Annotated in this window: 11 protein-coding genes; 6 read left to right on the top strand and 5 right to left on the bottom strand. The window is 71.8% G+C overall.

Annotated features, from left to right (window positions below):
- Positions 1-18 precede the first annotated feature (18 nt).
- The 3 genes from dcd (at position 19) to FHG10_RS04855 (ending at position 3,998) form a co-directional block, all read left to right on the top strand.
- Positions 19-630 (top strand): dCTP deaminase, encoded by a 612-nt coding sequence (gene dcd, locus FHG10_RS04865; protein ID WP_152352204.1) that lies wholly within the window; start codon positions 19-21, stop codon positions 628-630.
- Positions 620-1,516 carry a hypothetical protein gene (locus FHG10_RS04860; protein WP_152352203.1) on the top strand — a complete coding sequence of 299 codons (897 nt, stop codon included), beginning with the start codon at positions 620-622 and terminating at the stop codon, positions 1,514-1,516. The genes dcd and FHG10_RS04860 overlap by 11 nt, the downstream gene beginning before the upstream one ends.
- A 238-nt stretch (positions 1,517-1,754) precedes the next feature.
- Positions 1,755-3,998, top strand: coding sequence for an HNH endonuclease (locus FHG10_RS04855; protein ID WP_152352202.1), 2,244 nt, complete (start codon positions 1,755-1,757; stop codon positions 3,996-3,998).
- Positions 3,999-4,062: 64 nt separating this feature from the next.
- Here FHG10_RS04855 and FHG10_RS04850 read toward each other — a convergent pair whose 3' ends face one another.
- From FHG10_RS04850 to iolD, 5 genes are all read right to left on the bottom strand, one after another.
- Entirely contained in the window at positions 4,063-5,295 is a 1,233-nt protein-coding gene (locus tag FHG10_RS04850; protein WP_227488036.1) for a Gfo/Idh/MocA family protein, read from the bottom strand.
- 5 nt (positions 5,296-5,300) lie between these two features.
- Positions 5,301-6,185: a sugar phosphate isomerase/epimerase family protein gene (locus FHG10_RS04845; RefSeq protein WP_152352201.1), complete on the bottom strand. Its 885-nt coding sequence runs from the start codon at positions 6,183-6,185 to the stop codon at positions 5,301-5,303.
- 24 nt (positions 6,186-6,209) lie between these two features.
- The gene (locus FHG10_RS04840) at positions 6,210-7,169 is read right to left on the bottom strand and encodes a TIM barrel protein (RefSeq protein ID WP_152352200.1); all 960 of its coding nucleotides are present in this window, start codon (positions 7,167-7,169) and stop codon (positions 6,210-6,212) included.
- 37 nt (positions 7,170-7,206) lie between these two features.
- The gene (locus FHG10_RS04835; RefSeq protein WP_152352199.1) at positions 7,207-8,700 is read right to left on the bottom strand and encodes a CoA-acylating methylmalonate-semialdehyde dehydrogenase; all 1,494 of its coding nucleotides are present in this window, start codon (positions 8,698-8,700) and stop codon (positions 7,207-7,209) included.
- Between the two features lie 93 nt (positions 8,701-8,793).
- Positions 8,794-10,743 carry a 3D-(3,5/4)-trihydroxycyclohexane-1,2-dione acylhydrolase (decyclizing) gene (gene iolD / locus FHG10_RS04830; protein WP_152352198.1) on the bottom strand — a complete coding sequence of 650 codons (1,950 nt, stop codon included), beginning with the start codon at positions 10,741-10,743 and terminating at the stop codon, positions 8,794-8,796.
- A 422-nt stretch (positions 10,744-11,165) separates the two neighbouring features.
- Between iolD and FHG10_RS04825 the strand changes: the two genes are divergently transcribed.
- Genes FHG10_RS04825 through FHG10_RS04815 form a run of 3 tightly spaced genes read left to right on the top strand, consistent with a single transcriptional unit; the run spans position 11,166 to position 13,857 of the window.
- On the top strand, positions 11,166-12,359 hold the full coding sequence (locus FHG10_RS04825) for a Gfo/Idh/MocA family protein (RefSeq protein WP_152352197.1): 1,194 nt from the start codon (positions 11,166-11,168) through the stop codon (positions 12,357-12,359).
- A gap of 43 nt (positions 12,360-12,402) precedes the next feature.
- Positions 12,403-13,407 carry a sugar phosphate isomerase/epimerase family protein gene (locus FHG10_RS04820; protein WP_152352196.1) on the top strand — a complete coding sequence of 335 codons (1,005 nt, stop codon included), beginning with the start codon at positions 12,403-12,405 and terminating at the stop codon, positions 13,405-13,407.
- A gap of 60 nt (positions 13,408-13,467) precedes the next feature.
- Positions 13,468-13,857: a tautomerase family protein gene (locus FHG10_RS04815; protein WP_152352195.1), complete on the top strand. Its 390-nt coding sequence runs from the start codon at positions 13,468-13,470 to the stop codon at positions 13,855-13,857.
- The last annotated feature ends 105 nt before the right edge of the window (positions 13,858-13,962 follow it).

Raw genomic sequence — 13,962 nt, 5'->3', positions numbered from 1 at the left:
GCCCGATAGGCTTGCCCCGTGCTGCTCAGCGACAACGACATCCGCGCCCAGATCGACGGCGGTCGGGTGCGACTGGACCCGTTCGACGCCTCGATGGTCCAGCCCGCGTCCGTGGACGTGCGCATCGACCGCTTCTTCCGTCTCTTCGACAACCACAAGTACCCGATGATCGACCCGTCGGTCGAGCAGCCGGCGCTCACCCGCGAGGTCGCCGTCGACCCCGAGGAGCCCTACGTGCTGCACCCGGGGGAGTTCGTCCTCGCCTCGACGTACGAGCAGGTCACGCTGCCGGACGACATCGCCGCGCGCCTCGAGGGCAAGAGCTCCCTGGGGCGCCTGGGGCTGCTCACCCATTCGACGGCGGGCTTCATCGACCCGGGCTTCACCGGGCACATCACCCTCGAGCTGTCGAACATGGCGACGCTGCCGGTGGCGCTGTGGCCGGGCATGAAGATCGGGCAGCTGTGCTTCTTCCGGCTCTCGTCGGCCTCGCAGAACCCCTACGGCAGCGAGGGCAACCTCAACCGCTACAGCGGGCAGCGCGGGCCCACGGCCTCCCGCTCGCACATGAACTTCCATCGCACGCTGATCCCTGTGGATCCCGCAGAGGAGCCCGGCGATGGCCGCTGAGGCCGACGGGCGAGCGGTCGGCGCCCGGCAGTCGACCTCGCACCGGCTCCAGCTGCCCCATGGCACGCCCGCCGAGACCGTGCTGACGATGATCCGCAACGTCCTGCCGGATGCCCAGCTCGAGGACGGGGGCATCGACATCGGCGGCGGCGCGATCCTCGTCGAGGACGCGCGTCGACCGAGCCGCTGGACGCTGCGCACCCCGCGCGTGCGCGACAGCGAGCCCGCCGAGGACCTCCCCGACTCGCACGGCTACGGCCGCGCCTTCGCGGACGGCATGCCCTTCGGCGACGAGCGCGAGGCGCTCGATCTCGCCTGGTCGCTCGCCCGCCGGCTCGACGGCGCCGTGGTCACCGATTCGCACACGCGGCTCGAGCCGCACCCCTGCCATGTGCGGGATCTCTTCGTGACCAGCCCGAACGCGCTGCTGGCGGCGGACCTTCTCGCGCTCGTGCAGACGGTGGAGCCGGGCGCGGAGCTCGTCACCCCTCCGCCCGAGGCCGACACCACCGGGTACATGCTGCGCATCCCGATCGGCGAGGTGGGCGATGCTCCGGGGATCGGCACGTCGGGCGCCGGCGCGGTGCTCCTCGCCCCGTCGGCCGACGATCCGCAGGACGAGATCCTCCTGCGTGTGGGCCCGACGTCCCGGCCGACGGCGCTCGAGGCGCTGCCCTGGCTCGAGGGCGCCGTGGACTACGAGATCGTGCACGAGGTGCTCGACGAGCGCGATGCCGAGATCGACGTGCCCGACGAGGCGACCGCCGCCCGCTGGACCGGGATCTATCGCAGGATCGGCGTGCTCGCGGGCCTGATCGTCGAGACCGTCGGCGGGTACATCGTGGACCTCGAGGGCTTCCTCGTCGATCCGGCCGACCTGGTCTGACGCGCAAGCGGGCTTCTGAAGGGCGCCGGGCGCCGGGCTCTGGGCGCCGGTCGCGAGTGTCGCTGTCGCCGACGTGCCGGTTCCCCTCTCGCGCGGCTTCTCCGGCCCGCTGCCTGCGCCCGCCGCTCTCTGCGATCTGCCCCCATGGCACCAGCATCCCCACGGGTGATGCAGGTCACATAGCTGAGAGTCCCCAGGGGCCCTTCGTGTGTCGGTCCCCCCGAGGAGCATGGGTGCCATGGACGACGAAGACCTCGGCGCGCACGGCGCGACCGCACCTGGGACGGACGGCATCGCCGCCCGCCCCGGCGCGATGCCCGCGCGACCGGGAACGTCGGATGCGTCGTCCCCGATCAGTCTTTCGGCTGACGGGGCAGTGCTGCTCCGTTCCGTGTCGGTCGGCCGCACGATCGACGCACGCACGATCGACGCACGCGCGGTCGACGCGGGCAGCATCGACGCACGCACCATCGACCTGCGCGAGACGACCTCGGCGATCGCCGACGCGGCGCTCATCGGCCCGGCGGCGACCCTCGAAGCCGCCGATCTCTCGCGCGTGCTCGTGGGCATCGACGAGATGCGGTCGGCCCTCGCCGCGCTCGAGATGCGCACCATGTCGGAGCTCGATGATGCGATCCGCGCGCAGGACGTGCGCGAGGGACTGCCCGTGAGGGGCCAGGGCCGGCGCACCACCGGCGAGATCCAGATGGCTTCGCGCATCTCCCCGGCCACGGCCTCGAGGAGACTGCGGGCCGGGCAGCGGATGACCCGCGAGATGCCCCGCATGTTCGAGGCTCTCGCGCGCGGAACGATGCAGGCGGACGCCGGATACGCCGTCGGCCGCTCCGTCGGGCCCGTCGAGCCCGATCTGCGCGGCCACGTCGACGATGTCCTCGCCGAGCATCTGCCCGATCTCGACGGCTCGACTCCCGCGCGCTGGTCGCAGGAGGTCGGTGCGCTCGCCCAGAAGCTCGACCCGCGGGGCGGACCGGAGCGCCACAAGCGCGCCGCGACGCAGCGCGGCGTCACCGTCGCCCCCGGCGCACACGGCATGGGCACCGTCACCGCGGTGCTTCCCGGCCCCGACTGCGCCGCGATCCGCCGCAAGCTCGCCCTCGCCGCCGAATCCCTGCAGGTCGAGGGTGACGAGCGCACGCACGGCCAGCTCATGGCAGATCTCTTCGCCGACACCCTGCTGGGCCGCGACGAGACGATGGACCCCGTGCACTTCGCGATCAACGTGGTGATCTCCGAGCGCTCCCCGTTCACGCCCACGCACGGTGAACCCGCCGTCGTCGAGGGATACGGCCTCGTCGAGGCCACGCAGGTGCGCGACCATGTGCTCGACCCGCGCTTCCCCGATCGGCGCACGGCGTCGGGCCGCCCCCTCGCGGGCTCCGTCCACGCGCAGGCTGCCGTCTCCGGAGCCGGGCACGTGCACGGAGCCGAGGCAGTCGAAGGAGCCGAGGACTTCGGTGCTGATCACGAGAGGCACAGCCCGGCGACGACCCTGCGCAGCCGAGCCCTCGACATCATCGATCTCATGCGCCGCGACCGGGGTGCGCCACCGCTCCCCACCGGTGAGATCACCGCGAGCGACCCGCCGCCCGAGAGACCTCCCGGCCCTGCGGCGGAGCGGCTGCCGGAGCGGACTGGCGTCTCGTCAGCCGATCCGCCTCCGGGGTCCGAGAACAAGCCCTCGCGCGAACAGATCGAGCACGGCCTCGCGCGTTTCGAGCAGCAGATGGGCGATTCCCTGCGCCGCGTCTTCACGCACCCGACCACCGGCGAGCTGATCGCGATGGACTCCCGCTCGCGCGCTTTCCCGGAGGGCCTCAAGCTGTACATGCGGCTGCGCGACGTGAGCTGCGTGGGCCCGTACTGCGGCGCGCCGATCCGCCACGCCGACCACATCCGGCCGGTCGCCGAGGGCGGGCCGACGAGCGCCGCGAACGTTCAGGGCCTGTGCGCGCACTGCAACCTCACGAAGGAGGCGCTCGGCCGCGTCGAGCACACGCCGTCGGCCGATGGCAGCCACCACGTGACCTGGACCAGTCGCCTCGGCGCCACCGCGACCGTCACCCCGCCCTCGCTCACCGGCCTGGCCCACGATCCCGCGAAGATCCCTGGTCCAGCGAGGGCCGAGGCCGGCGGGGGAGCGGCCGGTGCCGACGCTCCGACGGCCCGGGCTGATGCCGCGAACCCCGTGCGCAGCCGGCGACACCTGCGGATGCTCGTCGAAGGGGAGGACCTGCCCGCGCGCGATCCCTACGCGGATCTCTCCCCAGAGGACGAGGGCCGGATGACCGCCGCCGCCTTCGCGAGCTTCGGGCCCGACGACGAGGACGACGAGGACGTCGAGGAGCGCGGACCCGTAGGACGACGCATCCTCGACGAGTGCGAGATCCTCGAGGAGCTCGACCGGCTCGACGCGCTCGGCCGGCCCGACGATGACCTCGGCGCCCTGAGGGACTCCGCCTGAATCCGATCCCGGAACGCCGCCGCCACCTCACCCATCACCTGGGTGCGTGCGCGGGTCTGCGAGATCACGCGTCCCAGGTGGTCCCCTCGACCTGCGGCACCTCGACCCAGCTGCGCGAGTCCGCCGAGCGCACGATCGCCTCGGTGACCTCCGCCGCGGAGAGCCCGTCGGCCGTGTTCGGGGCGGCACCGGAGCCGATGCCGGCCCCACCGGCCCCGCCGACCACGTCGGTCAGGAACTGCGCGCACTCGATCGCCTTGAGGTCGTCGAAGCTCATCGGGATGCCGGGACCCGGCTGGAAGCGCTGGTAGTCGCCGTGTCCCGCGCCCGCGAGGACCGTCGTGAACCCGTGCTCGAGGCCGCCGTCGCCGATCATCACCTCGAACTCGTTCATCCGGGTGAAGGACCAGCGGGCGGAGCCCTCGGTCCCGTAGACCTCGAGCGCATAGTCGCTGCGGTGCCCGTGCGCGACCCGAGACGATTCGAGGGTCGCCCGCGTGCCGTCCGCCAGGGTCGCGAGCGCCGCCACCCAGTCCTCGTTGCCGACCGCGCCGCGCTCCGACCCGACCTCGACGGCGCCATGGCCCACCCCGGCCGACGTCGGGATCGGGCGCTCGCGCAGGAACACGTCCGTCGCGGCGCTCACCTCGGCGATGCCGTGGCCGGTCACGTACTGGACGAGGTCCGCGCCGTGGCTCAGCAGATCGCCGATCACCCCGGCTCCCGCCCGGGAGCGGTCGTAGCGCCAGGTCAGCGGACCGTCGGGGGAGGAGGCGTAGTCGGCGTAGAGCCAGCAGCGCACGTTCGTGATCCGTCCCAGCCTCCCGCTCGCGACGAGGGCGCGCAGGTGCTCGACCGCCGGCGCATGCCGGTAGTTGAAGCCCACGGCGGTCGCGACGCCGGCGGCGCGCGCCGCCTCGTGGATCTCGCGGCTCTGCGCCGCGTTCACGCCCATCGGCTTCTCGATCCAGAACGGCTTGCCCGCACGCGCCGCCGCGAGGGCGACGTCCCGGTGCAGGAAGTTCGGCGTGGCGATCGAGACGACGTCGACCTCGGGGTCCTCGAGCATCCGCGCGACGTCGGCCACCGCGCGCTCGAAGCCGAACTGCTCGCGCGCGGCCCGCTGGTTCGCGGGCAGCGAGTCCGCCGCGCACACGAGCCGCAGGGCGAGGCCCAGCTCCGGGTAGCGCGCCGCGAGGTTGCGGTACGAGTTCGCGTGCAGTCGGCCCATCCAGCCCAGGCCGACGACGCCGACACCGAGGGAGCGCGGGCTGTTCTCAGCGTTCGTCGCCGCCACCGCGATCACTCCCCGCCGAGCTCCGCGAGGATCCGCTCGCGCATGCGGCGGTTGATGGCGTCGGCGTCCTCCTCCCAGCCGAACACGCACACGGACACCGGCCCGTCGTACTCGCGCTCGCGCAGGGCGGAGAAGGCGTCGTCCCAGTCGATCTCGCCGTTGCCGATCTCGTTGTGCTGGTGCACGCGGGCGTCGACGCCGGGAGGGTTCACGATGTAGCGGTTGCCCACGTTCGCCGTGTGGTCGAAGACGTCGGCGACGTGCAGGTGGCGCAGGCGGTCACCTGCGTAGTCGAGCATGTCGCGCACGCTCGCGCCCGGCGCGCCCGGTGCTCCGCCGCCCAGGTGGAAGGCATGCGGGAAGCAGAACTCGTAGTTGAACCAGTCCCGGTCCACGCCGCGCACGATCTGCACCGCGCGCTCGTTCGTCTCGGCGAAGTCGTAGGGGTGGGCCTCGACCGTGCACTCGATGCCGAAGCGCTCGAAGTCGGGAATGAGCTCCTCGATCGAGCGGTAGAACTGGGACTCGCTGCGCCGCGGCTGGTTCGGATCCCCGGAGAGCTCGGTCGCGATCATGGGCACCTCGAGGGCGTCGGCGATCTCCAGCAGCCGCCGCCAGTTGCGCACCTGCGCCTGACGCTCCTGCTCGTCGGGGCTGGACCAGTCGAAGACGGGGTTGAACGTCCAGATCCGCACGCCGGTGTCCTTCATCGCCTGCTTGACGTCGGCGATCTGGTGGCGGTCCACCTTGGGGTAGTGGTGCCACTCGTGGAAGTCGGCGCGCGGGGACAGCTCGATGTATCGGAAGCCGAGCTCGGCCGCCTTGTGCACCTCCTTCGCGACGGACAGGTGCGGGTGGTACATGCTCGGATCCAGCAGGACCTTCACCATGGTGTCTCTCCCTCGTTCCAGGACTCAGGCGCTCTTCAGCCCCAGGCCGCACTCGGCCAGGAACTCGCGGGTCTTCACGGCATTGGGCAGCGGCAGCGAGGGATCGCACGGGTAGAGATCCTGCTCGCAGATCACGTAGAGGTCCTTGTCGAGCGTCGCGAGCTTCGCCACCAGGTCCTTCATGTCGGGCAGCCCGGCCGGCGGACGCACCGAGGCGCCCTTCGCCACGGCCTGCCCGAAGGGCCAGTCCTTCTCGTGCGCCTCGCGCGTGATGTCCCCGTCGAAGGCCTTGATGTGGACATAGCCGATGCGGTCGGGGTACTCGTCGATCATCGAGATCGGGTCGCCGCCGCCGTAGACCACGTGGCCCGTGTCCAGGCAGAACGAGACGAGCTCCGGGTCGGTGGCCTCGAAGACCCGCGCGATCTCCTCGGGGGTCTCGATGTGGCTGTCGCCGTGCGGATGCAGCACCATCGTCAGCCCGTAGTCCTCCGTGAGGATCCGGCCCAGCTCGTTGGCGTGGGTGACGTAGCGCTTCCACGCCTCACCGGTCAGCTGGCGGTCGTCGGTGAACTCCCAGGTCTTGTCGTCGCGGTACAGCGGCGGCAGGTGCACCATGTACTCCGCGCCGACGGCCGCATGGGTCTCGGCGATCGCCCGGAAAGTGCGCTCGGTCTCCGGCCAGGCCTCCTCCTTGTGCAGGATGCCCCAGCCGGTGCCGGCGACCACGCGGAAGCCGTTCTCGTCCATGACGTGCCTGAGGTCGGTGGCGTCCTGGGGGAAGTAGCCCCAGGGGCCCGTCTCCATGACGGAGAAGCCGGCCTCGGCCATCTCCGCGAGCGCCGTGCGCCAGGGGATCTGCTTCTCGTCCTGGGGGAACCACACGCCCCACTGGTCCGGGCACACGCCGATCGTGAGGCGGTCGAACGGCGCCTCGGGATTGCGCGAGAGGTCGGTGCGCGCACTGGTGAACGCAGAGGTCACGGGGTCATCTCCTTCGATGGGGCGGTGGGAGCAGGTCTCAGTCGTGCGTCGGGAAGCTCATGGACGCCTCGAGGTGCTCGTCCTGGCGGGGCCAGCGCGAGGTGACCGCCTTCTGCTTCGTGTAGAACTCGAGGCCCTCGGGGCCGTGCGCGTGGTGCTCGCCGAACAGCGAGTCCTTCCAGCCGCCGAAGGAGTAGTAGCCCACCGGGGTCGGGATCGGCACGTTGATGCCGACCATGCCCACCTGGACCTCTTCCTGGTAGCGGCGCGCGTAGTGGCCGGAGCCGGTGAAGATCGCGGTGCCGTTGCCGAAGCGCGAGGAGTTCACCAGGTCGATGGCCTCGTCGAAGTTGTTCACGTGCATGACCACCAGCAGCGGTCCGAAGACCTCCTCGGTGTACGTGGGATGGTCGGCCGCCAGGTCGGTGACCACCGTCGGCCCCACGAAGTTGCCGTTCTCGAAGCCCTCGACGACGAGGCCGCGGCCGTCGACGACGATGCGGCCGCCGGCCTGCTCGGCCTCGTCGGCCATCCGGATGACGCGCTCGCGGGCGTCCTTCGTGATCACCGGCGGCATGTCGGTCGACGGATCGGAGCCGGGGCCGACGGTCAGCTTCGCGGCCTCGGCGGCGATCGCCTCGAGGAAGGGCTCGTGGGCGTCGCCCACGGTCACGGCGACCGGGACGGCCATGCAGCGCTCGCCCGCGGAGCCGAAGGCACCCGAGGCGACCTGCGCGGCGGCGAACTCGACGTTCGCATCCGGCATCACCACGGCATGGTTGTTCGCCCCGCCGAGGGCCTGCACGCGCTTGCCCGCGGCCGACGCCGTGGCGTGCACGTGCTTGGCGATCGGGGTGGAGCCGACGAAGGAGACCGCGGCGATCTGCTCGTGGGTGCACAGCGCGTCGACCGTGTCCTTGCCGCCGTGGACGACCTGGAAGACCCCGTCGGGCAGCCCGGCCTCCTGGTAGAGGCGCGCCACGATGTTCGAGGCGGAGGGGTCGCGCTCCGAGGGCTTGAGGATGAAGGCGTTGCCGGTCGCGATCGCGATCGGGTGCATCCAGAAGGGCACCATCGCCGGGAAGTTGAAGGGCGTGATGCCGGCGACGACGCCGAGCGGCTGGCGGAACGTGAACCCGTCCACCCCGGTCGAGACGTTCTCGGAGAACCCGCCCTTGAGGTCCTGGGTGATGGACGTGGCGAACTCGAGGGTCTCCTGGCCGCGGGCGATCTCGCCGCGGGCGTCGGCGACGGTCTTGCCGTGCTCGCGGGAGATGACCTCCGCGATCTCGTCCGTCGCGTCGATCAGCAGCTGGCGCATCCGGTACATGATCTGGGTGCGCTTGGCGAGCGAGACCTTCGCCCACTCGCGCTGGGCGGCGACGGCGACCTGCACGGCCTGGTCGACGGTGCCCGCGTCGCCCAGGTGCAGGGTCGCGATCTCCTCGTTCGTGGCGGGGTTCAGGATGGGCTGGGTGGAGCCCGTGCCCTCGGCCTCGCGGCCGTCGATCCAGTGCTTGACGTCGGTCATGGTTCCTCCGTGGTGATGTCGGGGATGAGTCGGGTGACGGTGTCGGATGGCGGAGCGGCGCTCACGGCGAGCGGTGCTCCGGGGGAGCCGCGCTCACAGGTAGTGGCGCTGCGGCGCCTTCTCCTCCTCGTAGCGCGCCGAGGCCTCCTGGGTGGAGGCCAGGCGCGAGACCTGGGAGACGGGCACGTCCCACCAGCCGATGCCGGGCGGGTGGGGCCCGTACAGGTCGGTGTTCACGACGATCGCGGTGGCGTGCTCGGAGTCCTCGGCGCGGCGGTAGGCGGAGCGGAAGTCGTCCGTCGAGGAGACCTCCTGCACCTCGATGCCGTACGAGCGGATGTTCGCGGCGATGTCCATCGGCAGCTTCCCGCCGTCCAGCAGCCCGGTCTTCTCGTTGCGCATGCGGTACTTGGTGCCGAAGCGCTGCGAGCCGTGGGACTCCGAGAGCGCGCCGATCGAGGACCAGCCGTGGTTCTGCAGGATCACGAGGATGACCTTCACGTCCTCGGCGACGATGGTCGCGATCTCCTGCGGCGCCATCTGGAAGGTGCCGTCGCCGATGATCGCGACGACCTCGCTGTCCGGGGCCGCCATCTTCGCGCCGAGCGAGGCGGGCAGCTCGTAGCCCATGCACGAGTAGCCGTACTCGAGGTGGTACTGCAGGGGAGTGCGCGCGCGCCACAGCGCCTGCAGGTCGCCGGGCATGGAGCCCGCGGCGTTGATGACGATGTCGTCCTCGCCCATGAGCTCGTTGAGCGCGCCGAAGATCTCGGTCTGCGCGGGCAGCTTCTGGTCGTGCGGGGCGAAGCAGGGGGCGCTGCGCTCCTCCCAGGCTGCGACGAGCTCGCGGGCCCGGTCCTGGTGCTCCTGCGGGGCGCGGTAGGCGCCGGTGTCCTCTGCGAGAGCCGCGGTGAGCGCCTCGAGGCCCGTGCGGGCGTCGGCCACGAGCATCTCGGCGGAGTGCTTGGCGGCGTCGAAGGCCTTCACGTTGAGGTTCACAAAACGCACGTCGGGGTCGCGGAAGGCGGTGTGGGAGGCGGTGGTGAAGTCGGTGTACCGGGTGCCCACGCCGATCACGACGTCGGCCTCGGCGGCGAGCGTGTTGGCCGCGTCGTTGCCGGTCGCTCCGACGCCGCCCACGCTCGCGGGGTGGTCGGCGCTGATCGCGCCCTTGCCCGCCTGGGTGTCGGCCACGGGGATGCCGGTGGCGTCGGCGAAGGCGGTCAGGGCCGCGCTCGCCTCGGAGTAGACCGCGCCGCCGCCGGCGACCACGAGCGGGCGCCGCGCCGAGCGGATGACCTCGAGGGCGCGATCGAGAGCCGCGGGCTCGGGGACAGGCCGGCCGACGTGCCAGGTGCGCTCGCGGAAGAACTCGAGCGGCCAGTCGTGGGCCTCGGCCTGGACGTCCTGGGGGAGCGCGAGGGTGACGGCGCCGGTCTCGGCCGGGTCGGTGAGCACGCGCATCGCCGCCAGGGCGCTCGGGATGAGCTGCTCGGGGCGCCAGATGCGGTCGAAGAAGCGGGAGACGGGGCGGAAGGCGTCGTTGACGGTGACGTCCATGGCGCGCTCGTCCTCGAGCTGCTGGAGCACGGGGTCCACGGCGCGGTCGGCGAAGACGTCGCTGGGCAGGATCAGCACGGGGATGCGGTCGATCGTCGCGAGCGCGGCGCCGGTGACCATGTTCGTCGAGCCCGGGCCGATGGAGGCCGTGCAGGCGAGGGTCTGGAGGCGGTTCTTCGTGCGCGCATAGGCGACGGCCGCGTGGACCATGTTCTGCTCGTTGCGGGCCTGGTAGTAGGGCATCTCGGCCTCGCCCTCGGCGGGGTCGACCGCGTTCTGCAGGAGTGCCTGGCCCACACCCGCGACGTTGCCGTGGCCGAAGATGCCGAAGGTGCCCGCGATCAGGCGCTGCCGCTGGCCGTCGCGCTCCGTGTACTGGGCGGCGAGGAACCTCACGAGGGCCTGGCCGACGGTCAGACGGATGGTCGCCGGCGCCGACGCGCCCGCCGGGGCGCCGCTCGCGCTGCCGCTGTGCTCACTCATGCTGCCTCCGTGGACGGGACGGCCGGCCGCTCTGGGCGGTCCGGGAATCGTGCGACCGCCGGGACGTGACGACTCGGCGGTGGGTCGTGGGAACAGCATGCCGACAACCGGACCCGCCTGTCAATCTTTTGTATTGACAAGCGGGACTGCGTGGCGGGTGCCTGAAGTGCTCGCGCACCTGCGGGTCATGGGTTGCTCCGGCTCGGGAGTCCTCGCGAACAGGCCTTCCCTGGTTGGTGGCGGCGTGCTACGGTCCTCGGCTATCGGCTGCAGTGGCCACTTTGACCGGACAAGGATGACGCGGCAGAGTGGATCCGCGCACCGTGGCACCACGATTCCCGCCGGCCCGCCGCTCGGTCCTCCTGCACCCCGCTGGCCGGCCGCCGACGCCGAACCCTCCGCACCCACCGGAAGGACCACCCATGACCACTGCACCCCTCTCCGTCGCCGTGATCGGAGCCGGCATGGCCGGCCGCACCCACGCCAACGCCTGGCGCCAGGCCGGCACCGTGTTCGACCTGGGCCTGCCGCCCGTGCGCCTCGCGACGATCGCCGACGCCCACCTGCCCTTCGCCGAGGACGCCGCCGCCCACTACGGCTATGAGAAGGCCGTGGGCGACTGGCGCGAGGTCGCCGACGACCCCTCGATCGACGTCGTCTCGATCGTCGTCGGCAACGCCCTGCACCGCGAGATCGCCGAGGCCATGGTCGCCGCGGGCAAGCACGTGCTGTGCGAGAAGCCGCTCGCGGGCACTCTCGAGGACGCCGCCGCCATGGCCGAGCTCGAGGCCGCCCACCCCGACCTGGTGCTCGCCACCGGCTTCACCTTCCGCCGCAACCCCGCGGTCGCCCAGCTCGCGCAGCTCGTGGCCGACGGCGCGCTCGGCACCGTGAACCATCTCGACGCCCGCTACTGGTGCGACTACGGCGCGGACCCGCTGGTCCCGATCGCCTGGCGCTACAAGGGCCCGATGGGGACCGGCGCCCTCGGCGACATCGGCAGCCACCTCGTGGACACGGCCGAGCTCATCGGAGGCCCCATCGCCTCGGTCTCGGGCGCGGTGCTCACCACCTCGATCACCGAGCGCCCCGTCGCCGGCGGCGCGGTCGCGGGCGGCCGCGGCGTCACCGCGAACGCCGACGACCCGACCGAGAGCGTCGAGAACGACGACGTCGCGACGTTCACCGCGCACTTCGCGAGCGGCGCCGCCGGCACCTTCTCCTGCTCCCGCGTGGCCTTCGGCCGCCCCAACCAGATGATGATCGACGTCTCCGGCAGCCACGGCTCGGCGAGCTGGGACCTCGCCCGCACCGGCGAGATCCGCGTGGCCGACGGCTCGAGCCCCGCGGGCCTCGGCGGGTTCCGCCAGGTGCTCGCGAACCCCGGCTTCCCCTACTTCGGGAACGGCTCCTCGATGGCCTTCGCGGGCGTCGGGCTCAACCAGATAGAGCAGTTCACCTACCAGGCCCACGCCTTCCTCCAGCAGGCCGCCGGGATCGACGACGGGGCCCTGCCGCCGTGCGCGAGCTTCGCCGACGGCTACCGCGAGATGCGGATCCTGGACGCCGTGGCCCGCTCCGCCGCGTCCGGCGGCATGAGCGTCGAGATCGCCTGACCCCCTGCACAGCCGCAGCCACCCACGCACGAGAGGACACCCCATGGCATTCACCTACGGCGCCTACACCGCCTGCCTCCAGGACCGCACGCTTGAGGAGGCCCTCGACGTGCTCGCGGGCCTCGGGCTCACCGGCGCGGAGGTCAACACCGGAGGGTTCATCCCCTCCCCGCACGCCCCTGTCGACCTGCTGCTCGCGAGCGAGCGGGCCCGGCGCGAGTACCGCGCGGTCTTCGCCGACCGGGGCATGGCCCTGACCGGGCTCACGGTCTCCGGCAACCCGCTCTCGCCGCTGCCCAGCGAGGGCATCGGGCATGCCGAGGACCTGCGGCGCACGATCGAGCTCGCCGGCGCCCTCGAGGTCCCCGAGGTCGTCGCCATGTCCGGCACGCCCGGCACCGACCCCGGCGCCCGCTATCCGGCGTGGATCGTGAATCCCTGGAACGGCATCGACCTCGAGATCCTCGAGTACCAGTGGTCGGTCGCGGTGCCCTTCTGGAAGCAGATCGACGCCCTGGCCCGCGAGCGCGACGTGAAGGTCGCCCTCGAGCTGCACCCGCGCAACATCGCCTTCAGCCCGCCCAGCTTCGAGGAGTTCGTCGAGCGGGTCGAGCCCACCCACATCGGCGTGAACCTCGACCCCTCCCATCTGTTCTGGCAGCAGATGGAGCCGATCGACTGCATCGAGCGCCTGGGCTCGCACATCCTCCACGTCCATGCGAAGGACACGGCCGTGCTCCCCGGCGCCGCCACCCGCGGCGTGCTCGACACCGACTTCGGCCCGGTCCCCGAGGACCCCGCCGCGCGCACCCCCACCGGCATCGGCCACTGGTGCTCGACCTGGCCCGAGGACCCCGCCTGGCGCTTCGTCGCGCTCGGCGAGGGCCACGACGTCGCCTACTGGACCCGTTTCCTGCAGGCCCTCGCGGCCGTCGACGCGGACCTCAGCATCAACATCGAGCACGAGGACGCCGCCTTCGGCCGCATCGAGGGCATCGAGCGAGGGGCCCGCACCCTGCTCGCCGCCGCCGGGGCCTCCGGCGCCTGAGGCGACCGCCCCCGACGACACCGTCGACCCGAGACGACCACCGAGACCGAGGAGACTCCCATGCCGCTCGTGCGGATGACCATGCAGGAGGGGCGCACGCCCCAGCAGAAGCGGCGTCTGGCCGACATCGTCCAGGACGTCATGCTCGAGCACTTCTCGGCCCCGCCCGGGGACCGCTACCAGATCCTCGAGGAGCTGCCCGTGGGCAGCATCATCGCCGAGGACACGGGGCTGGGCATCGCGCGCAGCGAGGGCGTCACGATCATCCAGATCCTCCAGCAGGGACGCTCCCAGGAGCAGAAGCAGGCGATCTTCGCCGAGCTGGCCCGACGGCTGGGGGAGGAGGGCCTCGTGCAGCCCGAGGACCTCATCGTCTCGGTCGCCGAGAACGGCCGCGAGGACTGGTCCTTCGGCCACGGCCGCGCGCAGTTCCTCACCGGGGAGCTCTGAGCACCAGGACGGTCCCACCCTTGATCCATTTGTATGGACATAGAGCAGGAATCGTGGGAACATGTTGGCACGCGCAGCGTCGCACGATCGCAGAGAGGCATCAGT

The organism is Brachybacterium subflavum (assembly GCF_009299795.1).
Taxonomy (GTDB): Bacteria; Actinomycetota; Actinomycetes; order Actinomycetales; family Dermabacteraceae; genus Brachybacterium; species Brachybacterium subflavum.
The sequence above is the reverse complement of the archived record's forward strand: the minus strand, read 5'-3'. Positions and strand labels throughout refer to the sequence as shown.

Excerpts from the sequence above, each read along its gene's own strand:
- FHG10_RS04860 (WP_152352203.1), top strand. The coding sequence starts at position 620 with ATGGCCGCTGAGGCCGACGGGCGAGCGGTCGGCGCCCGGCAGTCGACC.
- FHG10_RS04855 (WP_152352202.1), top strand. The coding sequence starts at position 1,755 with ATGGACGACGAAGACCTCGGCGCGCACGGCGCGACCGCACCTGGGACG.
- FHG10_RS04845 (WP_152352201.1), bottom strand. The coding sequence starts at position 6,185 with ATGGTGAAGGTCCTGCTGGATCCGAGCATGTACCACCCGCACCTGTCC.
- FHG10_RS04835 (WP_152352199.1), bottom strand. The coding sequence starts at position 8,700 with ATGACCGACGTCAAGCACTGGATCGACGGCCGCGAGGCCGAGGGCACG.
- iolD (WP_152352198.1), bottom strand. The coding sequence starts at position 10,743 with ATGAGTGAGCACAGCGGCAGCGCGAGCGGCGCCCCGGCGGGCGCGTCG.
- FHG10_RS04825 (WP_152352197.1), top strand. The coding sequence starts at position 11,166 with ATGACCACTGCACCCCTCTCCGTCGCCGTGATCGGAGCCGGCATGGCC.
- FHG10_RS04820 (WP_152352196.1), top strand. The coding sequence starts at position 12,403 with ATGGCATTCACCTACGGCGCCTACACCGCCTGCCTCCAGGACCGCACG.
- FHG10_RS04815 (WP_152352195.1), top strand. The coding sequence starts at position 13,468 with ATGCCGCTCGTGCGGATGACCATGCAGGAGGGGCGCACGCCCCAGCAG.